The organism is Kitasatospora kazusensis (assembly GCF_039529945.1).
GTDB lineage: Bacteria > Actinomycetota > Actinomycetes > Streptomycetales > Streptomycetaceae > Kitasatospora > Kitasatospora kazusensis.
On sequence record NZ_BAAANT010000002.1, the window covers coordinates 227,021 to 252,727 of the forward strand.

General features: G+C 72.3%; 21 protein-coding genes and 1 tRNA gene. 19 read left to right on the forward strand and 3 right to left on the reverse strand.

Features of this window, described 5'->3' with window-relative positions; genetic code table 11:
- Positions 1–146: 146 nt before the first annotated feature.
- The 4 genes from ABD330_RS03110 (at position 147) to ABD330_RS03125 (ending at position 5,926) form a co-directional block, all read left to right on the forward strand.
- Positions 147–950, forward strand: a complete 804-nt coding sequence (locus tag ABD330_RS03110) for a rhomboid-like protein (protein ID WP_344460344.1) — start codon at positions 147–149, stop codon at positions 948–950.
- 116 nt (positions 951–1,066) lie between these two features.
- Positions 1,067–2,779 carry a DUF885 domain-containing protein gene (locus ABD330_RS03115; protein WP_344460346.1) on the forward strand — a complete coding sequence of 571 codons (1,713 nt, stop codon included), beginning with the start codon at positions 1,067–1,069 and terminating at the stop codon, positions 2,777–2,779.
- A 337-nt stretch (positions 2,780–3,116) separates the two neighbouring features.
- On the forward strand, positions 3,117–4,613 hold the full coding sequence (locus tag ABD330_RS03120) for an MFS transporter (protein WP_344460348.1): 1,497 nt from the start codon (positions 3,117–3,119) through the stop codon (positions 4,611–4,613).
- Positions 4,614–4,897: 284 nt separating this feature from the next.
- Positions 4,898–5,926: a trypsin-like serine peptidase gene (locus ABD330_RS03125; protein WP_344460350.1), complete on the forward strand. Its 1,029-nt coding sequence runs from the start codon at positions 4,898–4,900 to the stop codon at positions 5,924–5,926.
- A 57-nt stretch (positions 5,927–5,983) separates the two neighbouring features.
- Here the strand turns inward: ABD330_RS03125 and atpF are convergent, their stop codons facing one another.
- Both atpF and ABD330_RS03135 read right to left on the reverse strand, forming a co-directional pair.
- On the reverse strand, positions 5,984–6,505 hold the full coding sequence (gene atpF / locus ABD330_RS03130) for a F0F1 ATP synthase subunit B (RefSeq protein WP_344460352.1): 522 nt from the start codon (positions 6,503–6,505) through the stop codon (positions 5,984–5,986).
- A 171-nt stretch (positions 6,506–6,676) separates the two neighbouring features.
- Positions 6,677–6,859, reverse strand: coding sequence for a hypothetical protein (locus ABD330_RS03135; RefSeq protein ID WP_344460354.1), 183 nt, complete (start codon positions 6,857–6,859; stop codon positions 6,677–6,679).
- 346 nt (positions 6,860–7,205) lie between these two features.
- On the opposite strand from ABD330_RS03135, the gene ABD330_RS03140 reads away from it, so the two are divergent.
- Positions 7,206–7,964: a GntR family transcriptional regulator gene (locus tag ABD330_RS03140; protein WP_344460356.1), complete on the forward strand. Its 759-nt coding sequence runs from the start codon at positions 7,206–7,208 to the stop codon at positions 7,962–7,964.
- Positions 7,965–8,126: 162 nt separating this feature from the next.
- Here the strand turns inward: ABD330_RS03140 and ABD330_RS03145 are convergent.
- Positions 8,127–8,198, reverse strand: a tRNA-Arg gene (locus tag ABD330_RS03145).
- A gap of 168 nt (positions 8,199–8,366) precedes the next feature.
- Between ABD330_RS03145 and ABD330_RS03150 the strand changes: the two genes are divergently transcribed.
- From ABD330_RS03150 to ABD330_RS03215, 14 genes are all read left to right on the forward strand, one after another.
- Positions 8,367–8,894: a response regulator gene (locus ABD330_RS03150; protein ID WP_344460358.1), complete on the forward strand. Its 528-nt coding sequence runs from the start codon at positions 8,367–8,369 to the stop codon at positions 8,892–8,894.
- A 44-nt stretch (positions 8,895–8,938) separates the two neighbouring features.
- Positions 8,939–10,594, forward strand: coding sequence for an arginine--tRNA ligase (gene argS / locus ABD330_RS03155; RefSeq protein ID WP_344460360.1), 1,656 nt, complete (start codon positions 8,939–8,941; stop codon positions 10,592–10,594).
- 119 nt (positions 10,595–10,713) lie between these two features.
- The gene (gene lysA / locus ABD330_RS03160) at positions 10,714–12,105 is read left to right on the forward strand and encodes a diaminopimelate decarboxylase (protein WP_344460362.1); all 1,392 of its coding nucleotides are present in this window, start codon (positions 10,714–10,716) and stop codon (positions 12,103–12,105) included.
- A 175-nt stretch (positions 12,106–12,280) separates the two neighbouring features.
- Positions 12,281–13,573 (forward strand): homoserine dehydrogenase, encoded by a 1,293-nt coding sequence (locus tag ABD330_RS03165; protein WP_344460364.1) that lies wholly within the window; start codon positions 12,281–12,283, stop codon positions 13,571–13,573.
- Between the two features lie 8 nt (positions 13,574–13,581).
- Complete coding sequence (gene thrC / locus ABD330_RS03170; protein ID WP_344460366.1) at positions 13,582–14,667, forward strand: threonine synthase; 1,086 nt, start codon at positions 13,582–13,584, stop codon at positions 14,665–14,667.
- A gap of 384 nt (positions 14,668–15,051) precedes the next feature.
- Positions 15,052–16,008, forward strand: coding sequence for a homoserine kinase (gene thrB / locus ABD330_RS03175; RefSeq protein ID WP_344460368.1), 957 nt, complete (start codon positions 15,052–15,054; stop codon positions 16,006–16,008).
- Positions 16,009–16,607: 599 nt separating this feature from the next.
- Positions 16,608–18,749 carry a transcription termination factor Rho gene (rho, locus tag ABD330_RS03180; RefSeq protein WP_344460370.1) on the forward strand — a complete coding sequence of 714 codons (2,142 nt, stop codon included), beginning with the start codon at positions 16,608–16,610 and terminating at the stop codon, positions 18,747–18,749.
- A gap of 290 nt (positions 18,750–19,039) precedes the next feature.
- On the forward strand, positions 19,040–20,122 hold the full coding sequence (locus tag ABD330_RS03185) for an LCP family protein (protein WP_344460372.1): 1,083 nt from the start codon (positions 19,040–19,042) through the stop codon (positions 20,120–20,122).
- Between the two features lie 146 nt (positions 20,123–20,268).
- Positions 20,269–20,502, forward strand: a complete 234-nt coding sequence (rpmE, locus tag ABD330_RS03190; protein ID WP_344460374.1) for a 50S ribosomal protein L31 — start codon at positions 20,269–20,271, stop codon at positions 20,500–20,502.
- 165 nt (positions 20,503–20,667) lie between these two features.
- Positions 20,668–21,744, forward strand: coding sequence for a peptide chain release factor 1 (gene prfA / locus ABD330_RS03195; RefSeq protein ID WP_344460376.1), 1,077 nt, complete (start codon positions 20,668–20,670; stop codon positions 21,742–21,744).
- A gap of 24 nt (positions 21,745–21,768) precedes the next feature.
- Complete coding sequence (gene prmC, locus ABD330_RS03200; protein ID WP_344460378.1) at positions 21,769–22,635, forward strand: peptide chain release factor N(5)-glutamine methyltransferase; 867 nt, start codon at positions 21,769–21,771, stop codon at positions 22,633–22,635.
- A gap of 49 nt (positions 22,636–22,684) precedes the next feature.
- The gene (locus tag ABD330_RS03205; protein WP_280715281.1) at positions 22,685–23,332 is read left to right on the forward strand and encodes an L-threonylcarbamoyladenylate synthase; all 648 of its coding nucleotides are present in this window, start codon (positions 22,685–22,687) and stop codon (positions 23,330–23,332) included.
- A gap of 44 nt (positions 23,333–23,376) precedes the next feature.
- Positions 23,377–24,015, forward strand: coding sequence for an arsenate reductase/protein-tyrosine-phosphatase family protein (locus ABD330_RS03210; protein ID WP_344460631.1), 639 nt, complete (start codon positions 23,377–23,379; stop codon positions 24,013–24,015).
- A gap of 278 nt (positions 24,016–24,293) precedes the next feature.
- Positions 24,294–25,565 (forward strand): serine hydroxymethyltransferase, encoded by a 1,272-nt coding sequence (locus ABD330_RS03215; protein WP_344460382.1) that lies wholly within the window; start codon positions 24,294–24,296, stop codon positions 25,563–25,565.
- Positions 25,566–25,707: the final 142 nt, after the last annotated feature.

Genomic DNA, 25,707 nt, shown 5'->3' on the forward strand with positions numbered 1-25,707 from the left:
ACGTTCCCGACGGCCGAAGGCCGGTGGGTCCTCCCGGTGGAACGCCGGACACCGCCCCATCATGGGGTCAGCGCCAGGAGGCCCCGGGACTGACGGAGCCTCACCCACACAGCGCGGCAGGCCCACCGCCGGGAGAGGAACGACGGATGCAGCGACCGGCCGAGGACGGGCAGGCGGGCGAGAGCGCGGGTGAGCGCGAGAGCGGGCGTGCGGGCGTACAGGCGGGCGGGCAGGCCACCGGGCGCGCTCACCGGCTCGCCGGCCGGATCGCGCGCGGGGGCGGGGGCGGGCTCGTACACGCGATCCGGGGCGTACGGGCCTGGGTCCGCTCCGCGCCCGGTACGTACGTCTGGCTGCTGATCCTCGCCGCCACCAGCTTCGTGGTGGCCCGGATCGACCCCGCCAGCCTGGACTGGTTCCTCGCCAAACGCAGCACCAACATCGACCAGCTGACCTCCCGTCCGGTGCACGCGCTGCTGGCCAGCGCGATCTGGACGGAACAGGCGAACTTCGCCTTCTACTTCGTGATCTTCAACATCTTCCACGTCCCCGCCGAACGCTGGCTCGGCACCCGCCGCTGGCTCACCGTCGCCCTGGCCGCCCACGTGCTGGCCACCTTCGTCAGTGAGGGCGTCGTCGCCCTGGGCGTGCACGGCGGACGCCTGCCGAGCAGCCTGGCCGACACCGTGGACGTCGGCGTCTCCTACGCGCTGGCGGGGGTCGAGGCGGTGCTCTGCTACCGCTTCGCCGGCCGTTGGCGGTGGCTGTACGGCGGCGGCGTGCTGCTGTTCTACCTGGTCCCGCTCCTCACCTCGCACACCTTCACCGACCTCGGGCACTTCAGCGCGGTGCTGATCGGCTTCGCCTGCTACCCCCTCACCCGGGGCCGGCCGACCTGGGACCCCGTCACGGCCTGGCGCTCCCGGCGGTTCCCGCACAGGGGCCGGTAGCAGGGCTCGGCGGCGGGTGCGGGGGAGGGTACCGGGGAGGTGCCGGCCGGAGGACCGGTGGGGTCAAACCCGCCCCAGGGGCTTGCAAAGCGGCTCGGCTGCGAAAAGATGGCCGAATGGTTGAAGAACTGATCAACTCACCCGCCGACGGCACCACCCCTCGCCGTATCGCCGACGCCTATGTCCACGCCCTTGCCGAGCTCGACCCGCTGACGGCGGTTTACCTTGGGCTCAACCCGGAGGACGACCGCCTCCCGGATCTCTCCCCGCAGGGCCACGACGCCCTTGCCGAGCTCTCCCGCGACACCCTCGCCAAGCTCGACGCCGCCGAGGCCGCCGGCGCCGCGGCCGACGAGGCCGAGCGCCGCTGCGCCCGCCTGCTGCGCGAGCGGCTGACCGCCGAACTCGCCGTCCACGACGCGGGCGAGCACTTCCGCGCCGTCCGCAACCTCGGCTCGCCGGTGCACAGCGTCCGCGAGGTGTTCACCCTGATGAGCACCGGGACGGACCAGGAGTGGGGCGTGGTCGGCCGCCGGCTGGCCCGCGTCCCGCTGGCGCTGGAGCAGTACCGGGCGCTGCTCGCCGAGGGCATCGCGCAGGGGCGGCTCTCCGGCCCCCGGCAGGTCGAGACCGTGGTCGGGCAGATCGCCGAGTGGCTGGCGGGCGAGACCCCCGGCGGCTGGTTCGGGTCCTTCGTCCAGGACGCGCCCGAGGCGCTGCGGGACGGTCTGACCGACACCGCCGTGGCGGCCTCCGCCGCGCTGGCGGACCTGCGCGACTGGCTGCGCGACGTCTACGGCCCGGCCGCGGCGGACGTCCCGGACACCATCGGCCGTGAGCGCTACTCCCGTTGGGTCCGCTACTGGACCGGCGCCGACCTCGACATCGACGAGGCGTACACCTGGGCCTGGGCGCAGTTCCGCGACCTGGACGCGCAGATGCGCGCCGAGGCCGAGCGGGTGCTTCCGGGCAGCACGCCGATGCAGGCGATGAAGTGGCTGGAGACGGACGGCCCGGCGATCAAGGGCGAGGAGAACGCCCGCGAGTACCTGCAGGGCCTGATGAGCCAGGCCATCAGCGACCTCCAGGGCGTCCACTTCGACCTCGCCGACCCGCTGCTCAAGGTCGAGTCGAGGCTCGCGCCCTCCGGCAGCGCCGCCGCGCCGTACTACACCGCGCCCTCGCTCGACTTCTCCCGCCCCGGCCGGACCTGGCTGCCGACGCTGGGCCGCGAGAGCTTCCCGGTCTGGGACCTGGTCTCGACCTGGTACCACGAGGGCGTTCCCGGCCACCACCTCCAGCTCGCGCAGTGGACGTACGTCGCCGACCGGCTCTCCACCTACCAGGTCACCCTGGGCGGCGTCAGCGCCAACCTGGAGGGCTGGGCGCTCTACGCCGAGCGCCTGATGGACGAGCTCGGCTACCTCACCGACCCGGGCCACCGCCTCGGCTACCTGAACGCGCAGATGATGCGGGCGCTGCGGGTGATCGTCGACATCGGCATGCACGCCGGCCTGGAGTTCCCGGCCGACTCCCCGTACCTGCCCGGCGAGCTGATGCGGCCGGACGACGCCCGCGTGTTCTTCGGCCGGTACTGTGGGCTCTCGGCCGAGTTCCTGGACAGCGAGCTGATCCGCTACCTCGGCATGCCCGGGCAGGCGATCGGCTACAAGCTCGGCGAGCGCGCCTGGCTGCTGGGCCGCGAGGGGGCGAAGGCCGCCGCCGAGGCGCGGGGCGAGGAGTTCGACCTGAAGGCGTGGCACATGGCGGCGCTCTCCCAGGGGTCGCTGGGCCTGGACGACCTGGTCGCGGAGCTCAGCGCGCTCTGACCCGACCTGACCCGATCCGACCCGACTCTCCGGCCGGCCCGGCGCGCCCCCAGCGCTCCCGGGCCGGCCGGGGCCCGTCCGCCTGCTGTTCCCTCCGCCCACGGCCCCGACTGCCCACGGCCCCGACTGCCCACGGCCCCGACCGGCGCCTTCCGGGCTGCGGTTCGCGGGCCCGCAGGCGTCCCCGGTCTCGGTCGCAGGTCCGTGAGCCGATCGGTCTTTTGTCCCATTTCGTGACATTTTCCAGCAAATTGTCTTGCCCATCGCCGCCCCGCGAGCTTCCCTTGAGAGAGCGCTGCGTACGCCAAGCCCAGCTCCCTCCGGAAGGCGGCCCACGGTGTCTCCCCAGCACGCTCCCGACGACCAGGCGGTTGATCCACGCCGCTGGTGGGCCCTGGCCATCATCGCCATCGCCCAGCTGATGATCGTGCTCGACGCGACCATCGTGAACATCGCACTACCCTCCGCCCAGCACTCACTGGGGATATCCGACGGGAACCGCCAGTGGGTGATCACCGCCTACACGCTGGCCTTCGGCGGACTGCTGCTGCTCGGCGGCCGGATCGGCGACCTCTTCGGCCGCAAACGGACCTTCACCATCGGCCTGATCGGCTTCGCGCTGGCCTCCGCGATCGGCGGGTTCGCCACCGACCCGGCGATGCTCTTCGCCGCCCGCGCCCTCCAGGGTGCCTTCGGCGCCGTCCTCGCACCGTCGGCGCTCTCGCTGCTCTCCAACACCTTCTCTGACCCGAAGGAACGGGCCACGGCGTTCGGCATCTTCGGAGCCATCGCGGGCGGCGGCGCGGGCATCGGCTTCATCGCCGGCGGCCTGCTGACGGAGTACCTCAGCTGGCGCTGGTGCCTCTTCGTGAACGTCCCGATCGCGATCGGCGCCGCCATCGGCGCGTTCTACCTGCTCAAGCGGGACCACATCGACAAGGGCCACCGGGTCAAACTCGACCTGCCCGGAGCGTTCCTCGGCTGCGGCGGTCTGCTCGCGATCGTGTACGGCACCTCGGAGGCCGAGTCGCGCGGGTGGGGCGACGGGCTCGTGGTGGGCTGCCTGCTCCTGGGCGCCGCGATGCTGGCCGTCTTCGTCCTGGTCGAGCGCCGTACGCCGCACGCGCTGCTGCCGACCCACATCATCGGCGACCGCAACCGCGGCGGCGCCGCGCTCGCGGTGGGCCTGGCCGTGATCGGGATGTTCGGCCTCTTCCTGTTCCTGACCTTCTACCTCCAGGGCGTGAAGCACTACTCCCCGGTCATGGCGGGCGTCGCCTACCTCCCGATGGTCGGCGCGATCATCCTGAGCTCGACCGGCATCGCGGCCCGGCTGATGACCCGGGTGCCGTCCCGGAACCTGATCGTCCCCGGGCTGCTGCTGGCCGCCTCCGGCATGGCCTGGCTGACCCAGATGAAGGTGGACAGCCCGTATGCGGCCATGGTGCTGCCCGCCGAAATCCTGCTCGGCCTGGGCATGGGCCTGGTCTTCATGCCGTCGATGAGCCTGGCCACCCTCGGCGTCGCGCCCGACGAGGCGGGTGCGGCGGCGGCGACCATCAACAGCGCCCAGCAGGTGGGCGGCTCGATCGGCACCGCGCTCCTCAACACCATCGCCGCCAGTGTCACGACCACCTACCTGGTGGGCCGGAACGCGGCCGACCCCCTGGTGAAGGCGGCCGGCTCGGTGCGCGGCTACGCGGTGGCCACCGGAGTCGCGATGGGCATCCTGCTCTGCGCGTCGGTCATCGCCTTCCTGTTGATCAACCACCGTCCGGCGCCCGGGGAAGCCGTGGGCGCGAAGGAGGAGTCCACCGCCGAGGTGCTGGCCTGAGCGGCTCGCGCCACTGCTCCCGTCCTCTCCCGACAGCCCCCTGCGGAAGCGTCCGCCGGGGGCTCGCCGTTGTCCGGCGGTCCGGAAGCCGCCGCCGGACGATCGGCCCCGAAACGGGGCAACGAATCCGGTGAGAGCAACCGCACAGCGCCGACCTGGAGATTCTCACCGGGCTCCCAGCATAGGATCACGGGATTTCCAGTTGATCAGCCCATAGTGTCTGACCGTACGCGCAGGATCCCGTGCGTACGGGGACCGCAGGCTGGGCAGGAGTGACGTACCTGATGACCCGTCATCGAAAGGCACGCCGGGTGATGCACCGACCTGTGGCGTTGACCTCGGCACTCGTGCTCGCCGTCATCGCCGCGATAGCCGGTATCGACACGCTGACCAGCCAGGCCACCGCCTTCACCGCGCGCTCCCCGGCCGCCAGGACCGCCTCCCTGATCCCGACCGCCACGGCGGCCCCGCCGACTTCTCCGGCCCCGTCGTCCCCCTCGCCGTCACCTGCGGTCTCCTCGTCCTCCGAGTCCTCCGCATCCCCCTCGCCCGTGCCCTCCGCCTCCGCCTCCTCCTCGGCCCCCGCCGCCGGGGGAGGCGACGAGGCGGGCCGCCCGGCCGGCGCCCCCTCCACCGCCGCCCCGCAGGCCGTCGCGCCGGCCGCGCTCGGCACCACCACGCCCGCCCCCGCCAACACCGAGTCGTCCCGGGTCGGCGCGCTCTTCGTGGGCGCGGTGGCCGCCGGAAACCACTCCTGCACGGCGAGCGTGCTGCACAGCAGCACCAAGAACCTGATCCTGACCGCCGCGCACTGCATCGTCACCCCGGACGGCCTCTCGTTCGCCCCGGGGTACCACGACGGCCAGGCGCCGTACGGCAGTTGGCCGGTCACCAAGGCGTACACCACCACCGGCTGGAGCCAGGGCGGCGACCCGGACGAGGACTTCGCGATCCTCCAGGTCGGCCAGAACGGCGGCCGGAACATCGAGGACGTGGTCGGCGGCAACATCCTGGGCCTCCAGGTGGACTTCTCCACCGTCGTCCGCCTCTACGGCTACCCGGACACCAGCGAGGTGCCGTTGCTCTGCACCAACGCCACCAGCCGCCAGGACACCTACCAGCGCCGCATCGACTGCCCCTCCTACGCGGCCGGCACCAGCGGCGGCCCCTGGATCGACACCGACACCGCGAAGGTGGTCGGCGTCATCGGCGGTTACCAGCAGGGCGGCGACACCGACGACACCTCGTACAGCGCCTACTTCGACCACACCATCGAGGACCTCTACCAGCAGGCTGTGGCCGGCTCGGCCTGACCGGCCGGGGGCGCCGGACCACCTCGGGGCGCCCGCCCGGCCGGCCCGTCGGCACGGTCAGGCCCTGGTGTCCGCCGTCCCGGCTTCGAAGCCCTCCACCTCGGCGAAGAACCGGTCGACGACCGCCGCGTACCCCGGCAGGCCGCCGAGCGGCTCACCGACCACCCGCCCGGCCAACTCGGTGGCCAGCGCCACCACATCGGCCCGCAGCTCGGCCTCGGCGATCACCCGGTCGGCCGCCAGCTGCACCTGCGCGGCGGTCACCAGCGAGTCCCGCTGCCGCTGCCCCTCGGCCCGCACCTCCGCCAGCAGCGCGGCCCCCTGCTCGGCGGCCTGCTGCCGTATCGCCGCCGCGTCGTGCCGCGCCGCGCTCAGCTCCGCCTGGTACTCCGCGTAGACCTGCTCGGCCTCCGCCCGTACCGCTTCGGCCCGTTCGAGGCCGCCGTCGATCGCGTCCGCCCGCGCCGCGAGGTTCCGCTCCACCCGGGGGAGCAGGAACTTCCCCAGCACGCCGAAGATCAGGAAGAAAAGGATCAGCCCCAGTACGAGTTCGCCGGTGTCCGGCTTCAAAGGTCCCATGCCCCGATGCTATCGACCCGCCTCGAACGAATATTCGCGGAGTGCGGCAATTCCTCCGATGGAAGGCACAGTTGACGTTGTGACAGCCTTCTCCCGGGTGTCCGGCCACCGGGGGCCGCCGGGCCGGTTCCGGTCCGGCCGAGGGGCGTGCGGCCCGGTGGTGCGCCGTCGTCACTTCCGGCGGTACGACCGGATCTGCCGGTAGATCTCGTGGCAGCTCGGTACCGCCATGACGCCCGCACTCAGCGCCCAGAGCAGGGAGCGGGACTGGAGGTAGAGGTCGACGGCGAGGGCCAGGCCGAGGAAGGGCATCGTCCGCTGGACCGGACCGTCGGCTCTGAACGGGTTGCGCACGGGGGTCCCTCCGGCGGTTACGAGGCGGTCGAAGTCGGCCTGCGGGGATGCTAGCCCGGCGTTTCCGAACCCAGCGTGACCGGGTGCGATCCCGGGCCCCGCGCCTGCGCCAAGTGTCCACGACGACGGGAAGTGCCTGGCCGGGGCGGGTCGCGGGTGCCCCGCCGGACGGTCGTCGGCGCATCCGGCGCCCCTCGGAACCGGGTGGCCCGGCGGGGGCCGGGCGCCGTTCACGGATGCCTGCGGGCCGGGTTTCCGACTGTCCGCAAAGCTCGAATCCGAGCTTGAAAGCTAGCATCCAAGCTTGTCAAGCTGATCCGAGAAACCCGTCGGATGAGGAGTGCCCGTGGGCGAGTTGGGACGACCGGCCTATCTGCGGCTGGCGGATGTCCTCCGAGGCGAGATCCTCTCCGGTGCGCGCGAGCCGGAGTCGAAGGTGCCGAGCATCTCGGAGCTGTGCGTGGAGCACGGGCTCTCCGAGCAGCCGGTCCGGCAGGCGCTGCGCGTGCTGACCGCCGAGGGCCTGGTCGAGGGGCGTCCCGGGTCGGGCACCTACGTCCGGGCGCGGCCGGCCCAGGTGCGGATGGCGCGGGGGAACTACCACTCGGCCAGCAGCCCGTTCGCCGCCGAGAGTACGGCGCGCGGGGTCGAGCCCTCGTGGACCGGCAGGACGCAGAAGACGTACGCGACCACCTCGCTGGCCGCCCGGCTCGGGGTGGCCGGCGGCGATCCGCTGACGCAGTCGCAGTACGTCTTCCGGACGGACGGCAAGGCCGTCCAGCTGGCGACGAGTTGGGAGCCGGTCGCCGTCACCGAGGGCACCGACGTGGCGCTGCCGGAGTTCGGCCCGCTCGCGGGCTGCGGGGTCGTGGAGCGCCTGGCGCGCATCGGCCTCACGGTCACCCGGGTGACCGAGGACGTCGCGGCGCGTCCGGCGCTCGAAGCGGAGGCCGACCGCCTCGGGATCCCGCTCGGCGCCACGGTGCTCTCCATCGAGCGCACCCACTGGGCCGGCGAACTCGCCGTCGAGACGGCCGACATCGTCCTCGCGGCCGACAACTTCCGGCTGGCGTACGAGATCAAGGTCGGCAACGGCCCGATGTGACGAGCGGTCGCAGGCCGGGCAGGCCGCGGCCTGCCCGGGAGGGGAGGCCGTCGGCAGCGGCGGGGCGGCCGCCCGGATGCCCTGGCGGCCCCGGAACATGACGAAGGCCCAGGCTGGCGGATGACTCCGCTGACCTGGGCCTTTGCAGCACTTCTTGCGAAGTGCCCCCGGCAGGATTCGAACCTGCGCACCCGCCTCCGGAGGGCGGTGCTCTATCCCCTGAGCTACGGGGGCCTACTTGGTGCCGCCCCGTGTTGCTGGCGACGTGGAGAACATTACCAGGCCGTGGCCGGTGCCCGGGCACGGGTTTCGGCAGGCGGCGATCCGGGGTGTCCGGGGGCGTCCCCGGGGAAGTGCGCAAAGCCCGGACGGGCGGGCCGCCGCACGGCTACCCTCGGTGATGTGGCCGAACCGTCCGGGCGGGTCCTCGTGGTGGACGACAGCGAGGTGATCCGCCAACTGATCAGGGTCAACCTGGAGCTGGAGGGGTTCCAGGTGGTGACGGCTGCCGACGGGGCGGAGTGCCTCGAAGTGGTGGGCCGGGTGAACCCCGACGTGGTGACGCTCGATGTGCTGATGCCCCGGCTGGACGGCCTGCGGACGGCGGCCCGGCTGCGGGCCGCGCCGGCGACGGCCCGGCTGCCGATCGCCATAGTGAGTGCGTGCACGCCCGCCGATCTGGACCGTGGCGAGTCGGTCGGTGTGGACGGTTATCTCGGCAAGCCGTTCGACCCGGCCGATCTGGTGGCGCTGGTCCGGCGGCTGATGGCGTTGCGGGCGGAGGGCGGGTCGGGCGGCGCCCGGGGCTTCGCCTACGGATTCGGGGACGGCTCGGCCGGATCCCGGCACAGTTCCGCCCTGAGCGAACGCGGCGGGCCCGGTGGCGTTCCAGCCCCCCTCCCGGACCCGTACGGGCGTCTCAACGGGTAAACCGGGTGGCGGGCCCATCCCCTCTCTCGCCTAGGCTTGGCGGCGTGACACCCGCAGAGCTTTCCCAGGCAGTCCAGGCCGCAGTTCGCACCGCCGTCGAGGCGGGCGAGCTGACCGTCGCCGTGCCCGAGCACGTGACGGTCGAACGGCCCAAGAACAGGGACCACGGCGACTACGCGACGAACGTGGCCCTCCAGCTCGCGAAGGCGGCCGGCAAGCCGCCGCGAGCAGTGGCCGAACTGGTCGCCGCGCGCCTGCGAGAGCTGCCCGGCGTCGCGAAGGTCGACATCGCCGGACCGGGCTTCCTGAACGTCACCCTCGACGCCGCCACCCAGGGCGAGCTGGCCCGGAGGATCGTCGAGGCCGGTGCCGCTTACGGCCGCAACGAGGCGCTCAAGGGCCTGAAGATCAACCTGGAGTTCGTGTCGGCGAACCCGACCGGCCCGATCCACATCGGCGGCGTCCGCTGGGCGGCCGTCGGCGACTCGCTCGCGCGCGTTCTCAAGGCCACCGGCGCCGAGGTCTCCACCGAGTACTACCTGAACGACGCCGGCGTGCAGATCGGCAAGTTCGCCGCCTCGCTCCAGGCCGTCGCCAACGGCCGGCCCGCTCCCGAGGGCGGCTACGTCGGCGAGTACGTGGTCGACATCGCCAAGGCGCTGACCGACGGCGTCCCGGGCATCCTCGACCTCCCCGAGGACGAGCAGCTGGAGGTCTTCCGCACCGAGGGCCTCGCGCTCATGGTCGCCGAGATCCAGCGCTCCATGACCGAGTTCGGCACCCACTTCGACACCTGGTTCTCCGAGAAGACGCTGCACGACTCCGGCGCCGTCGAGAAGGCGATCGAGCGGCTGCGCGAGCAGGGCCACGTCTTCGACCAGGAGGGTGCGATCTGGCTGCGCACCACCGACTTCGGCGACGACAAGGACCGGGTCCTGATCAAGGCCGACGGCGAGACGACGTACTTCGCCGCCGACGCCGCCTACTACCTGAGCAAGCGGGACCGGGGCAGCGAGGTCTCGGTCTACATGCTCGGCGCCGACCACCACGGGTACGTGAACCGCCTCAAGGCCATCGCCGCCTGTGCCGGCGACGACATGGACCGCAACATCGAGGTGAAGATCGGCCAGTTCGTGAAGATGCTTCGCGACGGCGAAGAGGTCCGGATGTCCAAGCGGGCCGGCAACATCATCACGATCGACGACGTGGTCGAGTGGATCGGTGTCGACGCGGCCCGGTACACCCTCGTGCGGTCACCCACCGACTCGACCATCACGCTCGACATCAACGTGCTGACCAGCCAGACCAACGAGAACCCGGTCTTCTACGTCCAGTACGCGCACACCCGGATGTGCGGCGTCCAGCGCAAGGCGAACGACCTGGGTATCACCAAGTCCGAGGACTTCAAACCGGAGCTGCTCGCCACCGAGTGGGAGTCCGACCTGCTCGGCCAGCTCGGCGAGTTCCCCCGGGTGATCGCGGCGGCCGGCGAGCTGCGCGAGCCGCACCGGGTGGCGCGCTACCTGGAGGAGGTCGCCCGGGACTACCACCGGTTCTACGACCACTGCCAGATCCTGCCGAAGGGCGACGAGGAGGTCACCGACCTCACGCACGCCCGCCTCTGGCTCGCCGACGCGACGCGCACGGTGATCGCCAACGGCCTCGCCCTGCTCGGCGTCTCCGCGCCCGAGCGGATGTAACCCGCCCCCAGGCGCACGGGGCGGTGACGGTCGGCAGACGACCGTCACCGCCCCTTTCCACAGAGTCCGGCACGTTCCACCGGGGCCGGCCGGAGTCCGACAGAGGAAGAGACCCGCACATGAGCCGCTCCGCACACCCCGCCGGCCCGCGCCACGGAGACGTGCTGCCGGAGGGGCACTACCTGGCCCCGCCGAGCGACCTCAACGCGCTCGACCCGAAGATCTGGGCCGCCACGGTGGCCCGCAACGCCGAGGGCGTGGCCACCGTCGGCGGGCTGGACGTGAAGGCGCTGGCGGCGGAGTTCGGCACCCCGGCGTACATCCTGGACGAGCAGGACTTCCGGGCCCGGGCCCGGGCCTGGCGGGAGGCGTTCGGCGCGGACGCGGACGTGTTCTACGCGGGCAAGGCGTTCCTGTCCAAGGCGGTGGTCCGCTGGCTGCGCGAGGAGGGCCTCAACCTCGACGTGTGCAGCGCGGGCGAGCTGGCCGTGGCGCTGGCCGCCGGGATGCCGGGCGAGCGGATCGCGCTGCACGGCAACAACAAGACGCCCGACGAGCTGGAGCACGCCGTCAAGGTCGGTGTCGGGCACATCGTGGTCGACTCGTACCAGGAGATCGAGCTGCTGGCCGCGATCGCCGAGCGCCAGGGCGTGCGCCAGCCCGTCCTGATCCGCGTCACGGTCGGCGTCGAGGCGCACACCCACGAGTTCATCGCCACCGCGCACGAGGACCAGAAGTTCGGCCTCTCGCTGACCGGCGGCGCGGCGGCGGAGGCCGTCCGCCGGGTGCTCGCGAAGGACGGCCTGGAGCTGCGCGGCATCCACTCGCACATCGGCTCGCAGATCTTCGACACCGCCGGGTTCGAGGTCGCCGCCCGCCGCCTGGTCGGCCTGCTGGCCGAGATCCGGGACGAGCACGGCGTCGAGCTGCCCGAGATCGACCTCGGCGGCGGCCTCGGCATCGCGTACACCAGCGAGGACGACCCGAAGCAGCCCGCCGAGATCGCCGCCTCGCTGGCCGAGATCGTCCGCCGCGAGTGCGCCTCCGCGCGGCTGAACGCCCCCCGGATCTCGGTCGAGCCGGGCCGCGCGATCGTCGGTCCGACCGCGTTCACGCTGTACGAGGTCGGCACGATCAAGCCGCTCGAAGGCCTGCGGACGTACGTCAGCGTGGACGGCGGCATGTCGGACAACATCCGCACCGCGCTCTACGACGCCGAGTACTCCGTCGCGCTGGTGTCGCGCACCAGCGACGCGGCCCCGATGCTGGTCAGGGTGGTCGGCAAGCACTGCGAGTCCGGCGACATCGTGGTCCGGGACGCCTTCCTGCCCGCCGACCTCACGGCCGGTGACCTGATCGCGGTGCCCGCGACCGGCGCCTACTGCCGTTCGATGGCGAGCAACTACAACCACGCGCTGCGGCCGCCGGTGGTCGCGGTGAACGCCGAGGGCGCCCGGGTGATCGTGCGCAGGGAGACGGAAGAGGATCTCTTGCGTCTCGATATCGGATGACGAAATCCTTGTCTCAGATTCTGGAACGCCCGTAGATTCGCGCGGGATGTCCCGGAGACTGGTAGCGACCGGGATACCTGACGAAGTACCGCGGTCGACGTAACCGAACCCCCGAGGGCCCTCGCGCAGAGCCGGGAAACCGCCCGCCGGGACGAAGAATGCAGAGCGGAGTCGGATGATGCGTACGCGCCCGCTGAAGGTGGCGTTGCTGGGCTGTGGTGTGGTGGGCTCCGAGGTGGCGCGCATCATGACGACGGACGCCGCCGACCTCGCCGCGCGGATCGGCGCGCCGGTCGAGCTGGCGGGCATCGCCGTCCGCCGGGCCGGGCGGGCCAGGCCCGGTGTGCCCGAGCACCTGCTCACCACGGACGCCCAGGCGCTGGTGAACCGGGGTGACATCGACGTCGTGATCGAGGTGGTCGGCGGGATCGAGCCGTCCAAACAGCTCATCCTCTCGGCGTTCAAGCAGGGCGCCTCGGTGGTCAGCGCCAACAAGGCGCTGCTGGCCAAGGACGGCGCCGAGCTGCACGAGGCCGCCGCCGCGGCCGGGGTCGACCTGTACTACGAGGCCGCCGTGGCCGGTGCCATCCCGCTGATCCGCCCGCTGCGCGAGTCGCTCGCGGGGGACAAGGTCAACCGGGTGCTGGGCATCGTCAACGGCACCACCAACTTCATCCTCGACAAGATGGACACCACCGGCGCCGGGTACTCCGAGGCACTGGAGGAGGCCACCGCGCTCGGCTACGCCGAGGCGGACCCGACGGCCGACGTCGAGGGCTTCGACGCCGCCGCGAAGGCCGCGATCCTGGCGGGCATCGCCTTCCACACCAAGGTCACCGCCGCCGACGTCTACCGCGAGGGCCTCACCGAGGTGACCGCCGCCGACATCGCCTCCGCGAAGGCGATGGGCTGCGTGGTCAAGCTGCTCGCCATCTGCGAGCGCGCGGCGGACGGCGAGTCCGTCACCGCCCGGGTGCACCCCGCGATGCTGCCGCTGAGCCACCCGCTGGCCTCCGTCCGCGAGGCGTACAACGCGGTGTTCGTCGAGGCCGAGGCGGCCGGGCGGCTGATGTTCTACGGTCCGGGCGCCGGTGGCGCGCCGACCGCCTCCGCGGTGCTGGGCGACCTGGTCGCGGTCTGCCGCAACAAGGTGAACGGCACCACCGGCCCGCGCGACTCGGTGTACACCCAGCTGCCGGCCAAGCCGATGGACCAGGTCATCACCCGGTACCACGTCAGCCTGGACGTGGACGACCGCGCGGGCGTGCTCGCCCAGGTGGCGTCCGTCTTCGCCGAGCACGGCGTCTCCATCGACACCGTGCGCCAGCAGGGCCGCGACGGCGACGCCTCGCTCGTCGTGGTCACCCACCGCGCCACCGACGCCGCGCTGTCGGCGACGGTGGACAAGCTCCGCGCGCTGGACAGCGTGCGTGACGTGGCCAGCATCATGCGGGTTGAAGGGGAGTAGGTAGCACCATGAACGCCGTCATCGACAGAGCGCACACCCACCAGTGGCGCGGCCTCATCGAGGAGTACCGCGACCGCCTGCCGGTCAGCGACTCCACCCCCGTGGTCACCCTGCTGGAGGGCGGCACGCCCCTCGTCCCCGCGCAGGTGCTCTCCGAGCGCACCGGCTGCGAGGTCTACCTCAAGGTCGAGGGCGCCAACCCGACCGGGTCCTTCAAGGACCGCGGTATGACGATGGCGATCTCCAAGGCCAAGGAGGACGGCGCCCAGGCCGTCATCTGCGCCTCCACCGGCAACACCTCGGCCTCGGCCGCCGCGTACGCGGTGCGGGCCGGCATGGTCTCGGCCGTGCTCGTCCCGCAGGGCAAGATCGCGCTCGGCAAGATGGGCCAGGCGCTGGTGCACGGCGCGAAGATCCTCCAGGTGGACGGGAACTTCGACGACTGCCTCACTCTTGCGCGTGAACTGTCCGAGAAGTACCCGGTGGCGCTGGTCAACTCGGTGAACCCGGTCCGGATCGAGGGCCAGAAGACCGCCGCCTTCGAGATCGTGGACATGCTCGGCGACGCGCCCGACATCCACGTCCTGCCGGTCGGCAACGCGGGCAACATCACGGCCTACTGGAAGGGCTACCGCGAGTACGCCGCCGACGGCCTCGCCACCCGCACGCCCCGGATGTGGGGCTTCCAGGCCTCCGGTTCGGCGCCGATCGTGGACGGGCACCCGGTGCTCAAGCCGCAGACCATCGCGACCGCGATCCGGATCGGCAACCCGGCCTCCTGGGACTTCGCGATCGCCGCGCGGGACGAGTCGGGCGGGCTCATCGACAAGGTGACGGACCGTCAGATCCTGTCCGCCTACCGGCTGTTGGCCTCCCAGGAGGGCGTCTTCGTGGAGCCCGCCTCGGCCGCGAGCGTGGCCGGTCTGCTGCAGGCCGTCGAGCAGGGCCTGGTGGACCCGGGGCAGCGGATCGTCTGCACCGTGACCGGAAACGGCCTGAAGGACCCGGACTGGGCGGTGGCCGGCGCACCGCAGCCGCACGTCGTCCCGATCGACGCGGAGGCCGCCGCCCAGCGGCTCGGGCTGCTCGACTGACGCCCGCCCACCCGCCGTCGCCCGCCCGGCCCGCGCGCCCGCAGGGCCGACGGGCGGGCGGTGCTGACAGCCTGTCACCGGTGGACCGACTCTTTCGGGGGTCGGTCCACCACGGGTTTCGGATGACACCTTTGTGTCATTCATCGCACGTCGAACAGGGATGATTTCACGCACTTTCCGGCCAGAAAGGGCAACACGGCCGATCGAAAGGCGGCGGGGTGTACCGCTGTGGAACCTCTCTTCGATAGTCTGGCCCCGACGGGCCGCGCCATGACCGATGAGCGCCCGCCCGCCGGGGCTTGTCGTGAAGACCCCGCCCACGTGTCGCCGCAGGCCCTCCCACCGGGCCGCCCCGAGTATCAATCCCCAGGAGAGTCCCACCACATGGCTGGTCCTGCGTTCCGTGCCGCCGCCGTCCGGGTCCGGGTCCCCGCGACCAGCGCCAACCTCGGCCCTGGCTTCGACGCCTTCGGACTCGCCCTGGGCCTCTACGACGACGTGGTGGTCCGGGTCGCCGAGTCCGGCCTCTCCGTCGACATCGCCGGCCAGGGCGCCGAGACGCTGCCCCGGGACGAGCGCCACCTGCTGGTCCGCTCGATGCGGGCCGCCTTCGACCGGCTCGGCGGCCAGCCGCGCGGTCTGGAGATCGTCTGCGCCAACCGGATACCGCACGGCCGCGGCCTGGGCTCCTCCTCCGCCGCGATCTGCGCCGGCATCGTCGCGGCCCGTGCCGTCACCATCGGCGGTGCGGCCGCCCTGGACGACGACGCGATGCTGGCCCTCGCCTCCGAGCTGGAGGGCCACCCCGACAACGTCGCCGCCTGTCTGCGTGGCGGGTTCACCATCGCCTGGACGGACGAGGACTCCGCCAAGGCGGTCACCCTGGAGCCGTCCGAGCAGGTCGTGCCGGTCGTCTTCGTCCCGGCCACCGAGGTGCTCACCGAGGCCGCCCGCGGCCTGCTGCCCAAGACCGTGCCGCTCGCGGACGCCGCCGTCAACGCCGGGCGCTCCGCCCTGCTGGTCGAGGCCCTCACCCGCCGCCCCGAGCTGCTGCTCGCGGCCACCGAGGACCGCCTGCACCAGGACTACCGCGCCTCCGCGATGCCCGACAGCGCCGCGCTGGTGGGCGCGCTGCGCGCGGAGGGCATCCCGGCGGTCATCTCCGGCGCGGGGCCGACGGTGCTGGCCTTCACGGACGCCGAAGGGGCCGACAAGCTGCTCCAGTTCGCCGGATCGCGGAGCGAGCCGGGCGACGGACGGCGCGGCGCCGGGCCGGCCTTCGACGCGCACCGCCTCCAGCTCGACCGCACCGGCGCATCCGTACTCCCGCTCAACGCGTGAGGCGCTGAGCAGCGGGAACGCGGCCGCGATTTGGGCCGGGCCAAGGTGATTGACAGGAACAGGGCCGGGGAATGTGTCAGGGGGTCGGTAGTGTTAACCTCATTGCTGCACCAGATGCCCTCCGGGGCCCGGTGCGACGCGTCTCGATCCCGACCTCCGGTTCGTACGGCAAGCCCGCCCGGACGGAGATGTGGACGTACGGGACGACGATTCTCCGGGAGCCCTCCACAGCGCGTACGCAGCCTGCCTGCGCGATTGCGGCCGCATCCCGAAGCCGTGACGGCACCTGACTCCCGCCCGCCGCCTCCAGCCTGAGGCACAGCCGGGCGGAGCGCGGACCGCCGCCACGCGACGGGGGCCCGGGTATCGCAGGCAGCTGGGTTTCCTGCCCGATGCCGGGCAAGGAGGGCGGTCGGCACGAGACCGGCCCGCCGCGCCACTTCGCACCACCGTGCACCGCACCTCGCAGCTTCCCCCCGACTGGCTCCGCCATTCGAGGGGTCCACAGCCTCGGACCGACGCAGACGAGCGTTGGTCAGGACAGCACAACCGGTCGCCGAGCCAGACAGGCCGACGTCCGCTCCAGGGAAGGACCCTTAGTGAGCGACACCACCGATCTGATGGGCGCGCGCCCGGACGCCGAAGCGTCGGACGCAGCCGCCGCCCCCGCGGCCCCGGCCAAGCGCCGTCGCGCCGCCGCCGCGGGCCTGGACGGCCTGGTCCTGGCCGAGCTGCAGAAGCTCGCCTCGACCCTCGGCATCAGCGGCACCGGACGGCTGCGCAAGAGCCAGCTGATCGATGCCATCAAGGACAAGAGCGGCGGAGACCCGCTGCTCGCCGGCGCCGCGACTTCGGCCGCGCCCGCCAAGCGCGCCGCCAAGGCCGCCGCCCCGGCCGCCGAGGCCGCGCCCGCCGCCGCCCCGGCCGCCGCCGTGGCGGAGAAGCCGGCCCGCCGTTCGCGGGCCGCCGCCGTGGCCGCCGAGCCGCAGGCGCAGATCGAGATCCCGGTGCAGGCCGCCGCCGAGACCGCGCCGGCCCAGGCCGGCCGGGCCCGTCGCCGCGCCACCTCGGCGGTCACCACCCCGACCACCGACGTCGTGGCCGAGTCGGCCGCCCCCGCCGTGGCGGAGGCCAAGACCGAGACCCGGACGGCCGACACCCGCGGCGCCGAGACCCGCACCTTCGAGGGCGAGGCCCGGACGGAGACCCGCCGGGACCGCCGCGACCGCCGGGACCGCCGTGAGGGCCCGGAGGCCGGCGAGGGCCAGCCGGCCCAGGACGGCGACTCCCGCGAGTCCCGCCGTGACCGCCGTAACCGCCGCGACCGGACGGACCGTCCGGAGCGGACGGAGCGTACGGAGCGCGGCGAGCGCCAGGGCGGCCAGCAGGGCCAGCAGGGCCAGCAGGCCCAGTCGGCCGCGCAGGACAGCGGTCAGCAGAACCGCCAGCCGGTCTCCCAGCAGCAGCAGGGTGGCGGCGGCTACGAGGACGACGAGTTCGGTGACGGCCGCCGTGGCCGCCGTGGCCGCTACCGCGACCGCCGTGGGCGCGGCACCCGCGGTGAGCGCTTCGAGGGCAACGTGCCCGAGGTGCAGGTCAACGACGACGACGTGCTGATCCCCGTCGCGGGCATCCTGGACATCCTCGACAACTACGCGTTCGTCCGGACCTCGGGCTACCTGCCCGGTTCGAACGACGTCTACGTCTCGCTCGCCCAGGTCCGCAAGAACGGCCTGCGCAAGGGTGACGCCATCACCGGTGCGGTGCGCCAGCCCAAGGACGGCGAGCGCCGCGAGAAGTTCAACGCCATGGTGCGGCTGGACTCCGTCAACGGCATGGACCCGGAGAGCGGCCGCGGCCGTCCCGAGTTCGGCAAGCTCACCCCGCTCTACCCGCAGGAGCGCCTGCGGCTGGAGACCGACCCGGGCATCCTGACCACCCGCATCATCGACCTGGTGTCGCCGATCGGCAAGGGCCAGCGTGGTCTGATCGTCGCCCCGCCGAAGACCGGCAAGACGATGATCATGCAGGCGATCGCCAACGCGATCACCCACAACAACCCCGAGTGCCACCTGATGGTCGTCCTGGTCGACGAGCGTCCGGAAGAGGTCACCGACATGCAGCGGTCGGTGAAGGGCGAGGTCATCTCCTCGACCTTCGACCGCCCGGCCGAGGACCACACCGTGGTCGCGGAGCTGGCCATCGAGCGCGCCAAGCGCCTGGTGGAGCTGGGCCACGACGTGGTGATCCTGCTCGACTCGATCACCCGCCTGGGCCGCGCCTACAACCTGGCGGCGCCGGCCTCCGGCCGCATCCTGTCCGGTGGTGTCGACTCGACCGCGCTCTACCCGCCGAAGAAGTTCTTCGGCGCGGCGCGCAACATCGAGAACGGCGGCTCGCTGACCATCCTCGCCACCGCGCTGGTGGAGACCGGCTCCCGGGCCGACGAGGTCGTCTTCGAGGAGTTCAAGGGCACCGGCAACATGGAGCTCAAGCTCGACCGCAAGCTCTCGGACAAGCGCATCTTCCCGGCCGTCGACGTGGACGCCTCCAGCACCCGCAAGGAGGAGATCCTGCTCGACAAGGACGAGCTGGCGATCACCTGGAAGCTGCGCCGGGTGCTGCACGCGCTCGACTCGCAGCAGGCGATCGAGCTGCTGCTGGACAAGATGAAGCAGACCAAGAGCAACGGCGAGTTCCTGATGCAGATCGCCAAGACGACGCCGGGCTCCGGCGACTGACGAAGCATCGAGTGACGAAGCCCCGGGCCGCGCTGCGGTCCGGGGCTTCGCGCTGTTCCGGGAAGCGTTGCGGGGCCTTCGCCGGGCCTTGGTGGGGCCGTCGCGGGGCCTGTGCGGGGACGCGTCCGAGTCGCCCCGGGCCCGCTCCGGGCCGTTTTCTCAGGCCGTTCCGAGCGGGACTTAAGAACCGGACTTACGACTCGGTGGTTCGCTTATCCTCGACAAGAAGGTCATACCGACCAGAACCAGCGAAAAGCGACAAACGTCGCACGGTGCGAGGGTGAGACGTTATGGCCGACCACAAGAAGGTCCGGAGCCGACGGAGCCGGCTGGTCCGCGCCGCCGTGCTCTCCCTCGCGGGGCTGCTGGTGGTGGGCGCGGGGGCCGCCGGGTACGTGTACTGGAAGCTCGACGGGAACATCAAGAGCGTCGACATCAACGCCCAGCTCGGCAGTGCCCGCCCGCCCGCCTCGACCGACGGGTCGTTCAACGTGCTGGTGCTGGGCTCCGACTCGCGGGCCGGCGGCAACGCGAGCCTGGCCGGCGGCGACACCGGCGACACCGCCCGCTCGGACACCGCGATGGTGGTGCACGTCAACCAGGCGCACACGCACGCGGACGTGGTGAGCATCCCGCGCGACACCCTCGTCCCGCGCCCCGACTGCGTCGCCCCCGACGGGAAGGCCGTGCCGGGGGCAAGGAGCGCGATGTTCAACGCCGCGTTCGAGGTGGGCGGCCCGGCCTGTGCGGTGAAGACCACCGAGGCGCTCACCGGGCTGCGGATGGACCACTTCGTGGAGATCGACTTCTCCGGCTTCGCCGGGTTCATCGACGCGATCGGCGGGGTCACCGTCACCACCACCGTGAACATCGACGACAAGGACAGCGGGCTCAACCTGCAGGCCGGCACCCACCACCTGAACGGCGGCCAGAGCCTCGCCTTCGTCCGGACCAGGCACGGCGTCGGGGACGGCAGCGACCTTGGCCGGATCGAGCTGCAGAAGCAGATGGTGAAGTCGATCATGGCGCAGGTGGGCGGCGCCGGGCTGGTCGCCAACCCGGCCAAGCTGTTCTCGGTCGCCGACCGGCTCACCAGGAGCATCACCACCGACTCCGACCTGGCCTCGGTCTCCTCCCTGATGGGCCTGGCCGGCACCCTCAAGGGCATCGGCCCGAACGATCTGACGATGGTCACCCTGCCCGTCGGCACCGCCCCGGCCGACCCGAACCGGGTGGTCCAGCTCCAGCCGCAGGCGGCGCAGCTCTGGGCCGCCCTGAAGGCCGACCAGCAGGTGCCGCAGTCGATCGTCAGCGCCCAGCCCGCCAACCCGGCCGACAGCGCGGCCGGCGCCGCCTCCGCGAAGGCGGGCTGACCGGCCCGGGTGCCGGTCGGAATATCTCCGGCCGGCACCCGGTTTGGGAAGATGCGGCCGGTCCTGGCAGACTGGTACGTCGGTCCCGGTTCACGTGCGCCTTCCTGGCGCCGACCCGGTGCCCTCCCGATCACTAGGAGCATCCCTTGAAGCCCAACGTTCACCCCGAGTACGTGCTCACCCAGGTGACCTGCACCTGCGGCGCCGAGTTCACCACCCGCTCGACCGAGACCAGTGGCGTCATGCGCGCCGAGGTCTGCTCGCAGTGCCACCCCTTCTACACCGGCAAGCAGAAGATCCTCGACACCGGTGGCCGCGTCGCCCGCTTCGAGCAGCGTTTCGGCAAGAACCTCAGCACGAAGCAGGCCGATCAGGCCTAGCGCTCGTACGGCGCCGGTCTCTGGCGCCCCGTCTTCGGACCGGGGCGTCCGGACCGGCGCCGTTCGCGTCCCCGCACCTCGCCGCACCCCCGGCACGCCGGCCGGCCGGCGGCCGTCCCCACCTTTCACCGCATCCGCGCAGCTCACGGGAAGTAGGCCCACGCCATGTTCGAGGCAGTCGAAGAGCTCCTCACCGAGCACGCCGACCTCGAGAAGAGGCTGGCCGACCCGTCGGTCCACTCGGACCAGAACAACGCCCGCAAGCTCGCCAAGCGCTACGCGGAGCTGAGCCCGATCACGTCCACGTACCGCGCCTGGAAGCAGGCCGTCGACGACATCGCGGCCGCGCGCGAGTTCGCCGCCGAGGACCCCGACTTCATCGCCGAGGTGAAGGCGGGCGAGGCCCGGCGCGACGAGCTGACCGAGGAGCTGCGCCTGCTGCTCGTCCCGCGCGACCCCAACGACGACAAGGACGTCATCCTGGAGGTCAAGGCGGGCGAGGGCGGCGAGGAGTCCGCGCTGTTCGCCGGCGACCTGCTGCGGATGTACCTGCGCTTCGCCGAGCGGGTCGGCTGGAAGACCGAGCTGATCGACGCCAACGAGTCCGACCTCGGCGGCTACAAGGACGTCTCGGTCGCGGTGAAGACCAAGGGCGGAGCCGAGCCCGGCCAGGGCGTCTGGGCCCGGCTGAAGTACGAGGGCGGCGTGCACCGGGTGCAGCGGGTGCCGGCCACCGAGTCGCAGGGCCGCATCCACACCTCGGCGGCCGGCGTGCTGGTGACGCCGGAGGCCGAGGAGGTCGAGGTCGAGATCGTCGCCAACGACCTGCGGATCGACGTGTACCGTTCGTCGGGCCCGGGCGGCCAGTCCGTCAACACCACCGACTCGGCGGTCCGGATCACCCACGTCCCGACCGGTATCGTGGCGTCCTGCCAGAACGAGAAAAGCCAGCTCCAGAACAAGGAGCAGGCCATGCGCATCCTGCGTTCGCGGCTGCTCGCCGCCGCGCAGGAGGCAGCCGAGCAGGAAGCCTCGGACGCGCGGCGCAGCCAGGTCCGCACGGTGGACCGCTCGGAGCGGATCCGGACGTACAACTTTCCGGAGAACCGCATCTCGGACCACCGGACGGGCTTCAAGTCGTACAACCTGGACCAGGTCCTGGACGGCGACCTCAACGCGGTCATCCAGTCCTGTGTGGATACCGATGCCGCGGCCAAGCTGGCCGCGGCTCAGGAGAACTGACCCGAGCGACAAGGGGACTGTCGGATGAACCTGCTGCTCGCCGAGGTGGCCCAGGCCACCCAGCGGTTGGCCGCGGCCGGCGTGCCGTCGCCGCGCTTCGACGCGGAGGAGCTCGCCGCACACGTCCACAACGTCAAGCGCAGCCAGCTGCACACCGTGAAGGACGCCGACTTCGACGCCCGCTACTGGGAGGCGATCTCGCGCCGTGAGGCGCGCGAGCCGCTCCAGCACATCACCGGGCGGGCGTTCTTCCGGTACCTGGAGCTGGAGGTCGGGCCGGGTGTCTTCGTGCCCCGCCCGGAGACCGAGTCGGTCGTCGAGTGGGCCATAGACGCCGTACGCGACATGGACGTCGCGGAACCGCTGGTGGTCGACCTCTGCACCGGCTCCGGCGCGATCGCACTGGCGCTGGCCCAGGAACTGCCGCGCAGCGAGGTGCACGCGTTCGAGCTGGACGAGGGCGCGCTGCAGTACACCCGCCGCAACATCGCCAACAGCGGCGACCGGTCCCGCGTCACCCTGCACGCCGGTGACGCCACCCGCGCGTTCGAGGACGACCGCTCCTGGGACGGCCGCTTCGACCTGGTGATCAGCAACCCGCCGTACATCCCGCTCACCGAGTGGGAGTACGTCGCGCCCGAGGCCCGCGACCACGACCCGCAGATGTCGTTGTTCTCGGGTGAGGACGGCCTCGACACCATCCGCGGCATCGAGCGGGTCGCCGCCCGGCTGCTCCGCCCGGGGGGCGCGGTCGTGATCGAGCACGCCGACACCCAGGGCGGCCAGGTCCCGTGGATCTTCAACGAGGAGGGCGGCTGGACCGACGCCGCCGACCACCGGGACCTGAACAACCGGCCCAGGTTTACCACCGCGCGTAAGGCATCGCTGTGAACGCGCTGAGCAGGACCGTCATGAGCCATCTCGGAAGGGGACCGCACCGATGAGCCGCCGCTACGACTGTGCAGACGCTGGGGACCGAGCCACCGGGCTGCGCGAGGCCGCCTCGGCGATCCGCCGGGGCGAACTGGTGGTACTGCCCACCGACACCCTGTACGGGATCGGCGCCGACGCCTTCAACGCCGAGGGGGTGGCCGGGCTGCTGGCCGCCAAGGGCCGGGGACGGAACATGCCCTCGCCGGTGCTGGTCGGCTCGCCGACCACGCTGCACGGGCTGGTCACCGACTTCTCCGAGCTGGCCTGGGAGCTGGTCGACGCGTTCTGGCCGGGCGGGCTGACCCTGGTCGCCAAGCACCAGCCCTCGCTGCGCTGGGACCTCGGCGAGACCCGGGGCACGGTCGCCGTCCGGATGCCGCTGCACCCCGTCGCCATCGAGCTGCTCAACACCACCGGGCCGCTGGCGGTCTCCAGCGCCAACAAGACCGGCGGGCCGTCGCCGGCCACCTGTGACGACGCGTTCGCCCAGCTCGGCGAGTCGGTCTCGGTCTACCTCGACGGCGGGGTGGCCAACTTCTCCCAGGCCTCGACCATCGTCGACGTCACGGGCAAGGTCCCGGTCCTGCTGCGGGCCGGCGCGGTCAGCGTCGAGCAGCTGAGGGAGGTCGTACCGGACCTGGAGGCCGGCAGTTGAGAGCGGTCTCGCTGCACGGCCCGGGCTCCGGCCCGGGGTCTGGCATACCCGGCTACATCGCGGTCTCGCCCCGGCCGCTGGACACCTTCCGGATCCTCTTCGTCTGCACCGGCAACGTCTGCCGTGGCCCGATCGCCGAGCGGCTGACCCGGCACGAGCTGCACGTCCGCCTCAGCGGCGCGGCGGCGGGCCGGATCCTGGTCGAGAGCGCGGGCACCTGGGGGCACGAGGGCGCGCCGATGGAGGCGCACGCCGCCACCGTGCTCGGCGAGTACGGCGTCGACAGCGGTGACTTCGCGGGCCGCGAGCTGCTGGACGAACACGTGGTCGACGCGGACCTCGTCCTCACCGCGACGCTCGACCACCGGGCGCAGGTGATCTCGATGGGGCACGCGGCCGGCCTGCGGACCTTCACGCTCAAGGAGTTCACCCGGCTGGTCCGCCGGATCGACCCGAGCACCCTGCCGGACCCGCGGGACGGCGGACACGTCACCGAGCGGGCCCGCGCGCTGGTCCGCGCGGCGGCGGCACTGCGGGGCTGGCTGCTCGCGTCCACCCCCGAGGCGGACGAGGTCGACGACCCGTACGGCGCGCCGATCGGGATGTTCCGCAACTGCGGCGAGGAGATCTTCGACGCGCTCGACCCCGTGGTCACCGCGCTGACCGGCGTCCACCGGGGCTGACCGTACGCGATCGGGTCCCCAGGGGTGCGGGGATCGCGTACGCAACCGTGCAACCACAGCAGGGGCGCGGGGAACTGCGCGCGCAACCGTGCACGTCCGTTGTGCCCTGGTCGCGCAGTTCCCCGCGCCCCTGGGGGTACTCGGTTGCGTACGGTTCACCTCACGCCCCCGGAGGGCTGCGCCCTGACGGCGTAGAGGGCCCTGTGCTGACGGGCCGGGGGATGGGGCCGGTCATACGCTGGAGAGGTCCCTGACCACCGCTGCTCGGGAGCCCCGTCATGACCGTCACCAACGCCCCGCACGCCGCCCGGGCCGTCGACTGGAAGGCCCCGGACGCGCTGCTGCGGGCCGATCCCGAGCTGGCCGACCTGTTGACCGGGGAGGCCGTCCGGCGGGCCGAGAGCCTGCAACTGCTGGCGGGGGAGAACGTCACCAGTCCGGCGGTGCTCGCCGCGCTCGGCGGGCCGCTGATCGACAAGTACGCCGAGGGCTACCCGGGCCGCCGGCACCACAGCGGCTGCTCGCTCGCGGACGCGGCGGAGCTGCTCGCGGTCGACCGGGCCGAACGGCTGTTCGCCGCGGACCACGCCAACGTCCAACCCAGGTCGGCGACTTCGGCGATGCTCGCGGCCTACGCGGCGCTGCTCAAGCCGGGCGACGTGGTGCTCGCGATGTCGCTGGAGCACGGCGGTCACCTGAGCTGCGGGTCGCGGGCGAACTTCTCCGGGCGCTGGTTCGACTTCATCGGGTACGGCGTGCACGAGCAGGACGGACTGATCGACCTCGACCAGGTGCGCGAGCTGGCGCGGCTGCACCGGCCGAAGGCGATCATCGCGGGCGGGATCTCCTACCCCCGGCTGGTCGACTGGGCCGGCTTCCGCAAGATCGCCGACGAGGTGGACGCCTACCTGATCGCCTCGGCCGCGCAGATCACCGGCCTGGTGGCCGGGGGAGCGGCGCCGTCCCCGGTGCCGTACGCGGATGTCACGGTCGCCGCCACCCACAAGCTGCTGCGCGGGCCGCGCGGCGGGCTGCTGCTCTGCACGGCCGAGCTGGCGGACCGGGTGGACCGGGCGGTGTTCCCGTTCACCCAGGGCGGCGCGGCGATGAACGAGGTGGCGGGCAAGGCCGTCGCTCTCGCGCAGGCGGGTACGCCGGAGTTCAGCGCCTACATCCGGCGCGTGGTCGACAGCGCGCGCTCCCTGGCCGGAGCGTTGCAGCGCGGGGGAGCCCGCCCGATGACCGGCGGGACGGACACCCACCTCGTCACGGCGGACGTCAGCCCGCTCGGGGTCACCGGCGTCGAGGCGGAGCGCCGCTGCGCGGCGGCCGGACTGATGCTCGGCAAGTGCGCACTCCCGTACGACCCCGCCCCCGCCGCCGAGACCTCCGGCATCCGGCTCGGCACCGGAGCGGTGGTGGCCCAGGGGATGGGCGAGAGCGAGCTCGCGGAGGTCGGCGAGCTGATTACCGCGCTGCTCAGCGGGGGTGACCAGGCCCGGATCGGGGCCCGGGTGCGCGAGCTGGCGGGGGCCTTCGCCGGCGGCTGACCGGACCGGAACGCCCGCAGGGAGAACCGCGGTGCGCGGAGTGCTCGTCCAACTCAATAAGGTGTGCACCGTGGCGACGCACCTCGAACCCCGGACAATCACGGGAGTACCTTCGGTACTCACCCGTCGGACCGTGACGCAG

Bases quoted from the DNA above. Each gene is read 5' to 3' on its own strand.
- ABD330_RS03110 (WP_344460344.1), top strand. From the start codon at position 147: ATGCAGCGACCGGCCGAGGACGGGCAGGCGGGCGAGAGCGCGGGTGAG.
- ABD330_RS03115 (WP_344460346.1), top strand. From the start codon at position 1,067: ATGGTTGAAGAACTGATCAACTCACCCGCCGACGGCACCACCCCTCGC.
- ABD330_RS03125 (WP_344460350.1), top strand. From the start codon at position 4,898: ATGACCCGTCATCGAAAGGCACGCCGGGTGATGCACCGACCTGTGGCG.
- atpF (WP_344460352.1), bottom strand. From the start codon at position 6,505: ATGGGACCTTTGAAGCCGGACACCGGCGAACTCGTACTGGGGCTGATC.
- lysA (WP_344460362.1), top strand. From the start codon at position 10,714: ATGAGCCGCTCCGCACACCCCGCCGGCCCGCGCCACGGAGACGTGCTG.
- ABD330_RS03165 (WP_344460364.1), top strand. From the start codon at position 12,281: ATGATGCGTACGCGCCCGCTGAAGGTGGCGTTGCTGGGCTGTGGTGTG.
- thrC (WP_344460366.1), top strand. From the start codon at position 13,582: ATGAACGCCGTCATCGACAGAGCGCACACCCACCAGTGGCGCGGCCTC.
- thrB (WP_344460368.1), top strand. From the start codon at position 15,052: ATGGCTGGTCCTGCGTTCCGTGCCGCCGCCGTCCGGGTCCGGGTCCCC.
- ABD330_RS03185 (WP_344460372.1), top strand. From the start codon at position 19,040: ATGGCCGACCACAAGAAGGTCCGGAGCCGACGGAGCCGGCTGGTCCGC.
- prfA (WP_344460376.1), top strand. From the start codon at position 20,668: ATGTTCGAGGCAGTCGAAGAGCTCCTCACCGAGCACGCCGACCTCGAG.
- prmC (WP_344460378.1), top strand. From the start codon at position 21,769: ATGAACCTGCTGCTCGCCGAGGTGGCCCAGGCCACCCAGCGGTTGGCC.
- ABD330_RS03205 (WP_280715281.1), top strand. From the start codon at position 22,685: ATGAGCCGCCGCTACGACTGTGCAGACGCTGGGGACCGAGCCACCGGG.
- ABD330_RS03215 (WP_344460382.1), top strand. From the start codon at position 24,294: ATGACCGTCACCAACGCCCCGCACGCCGCCCGGGCCGTCGACTGGAAG.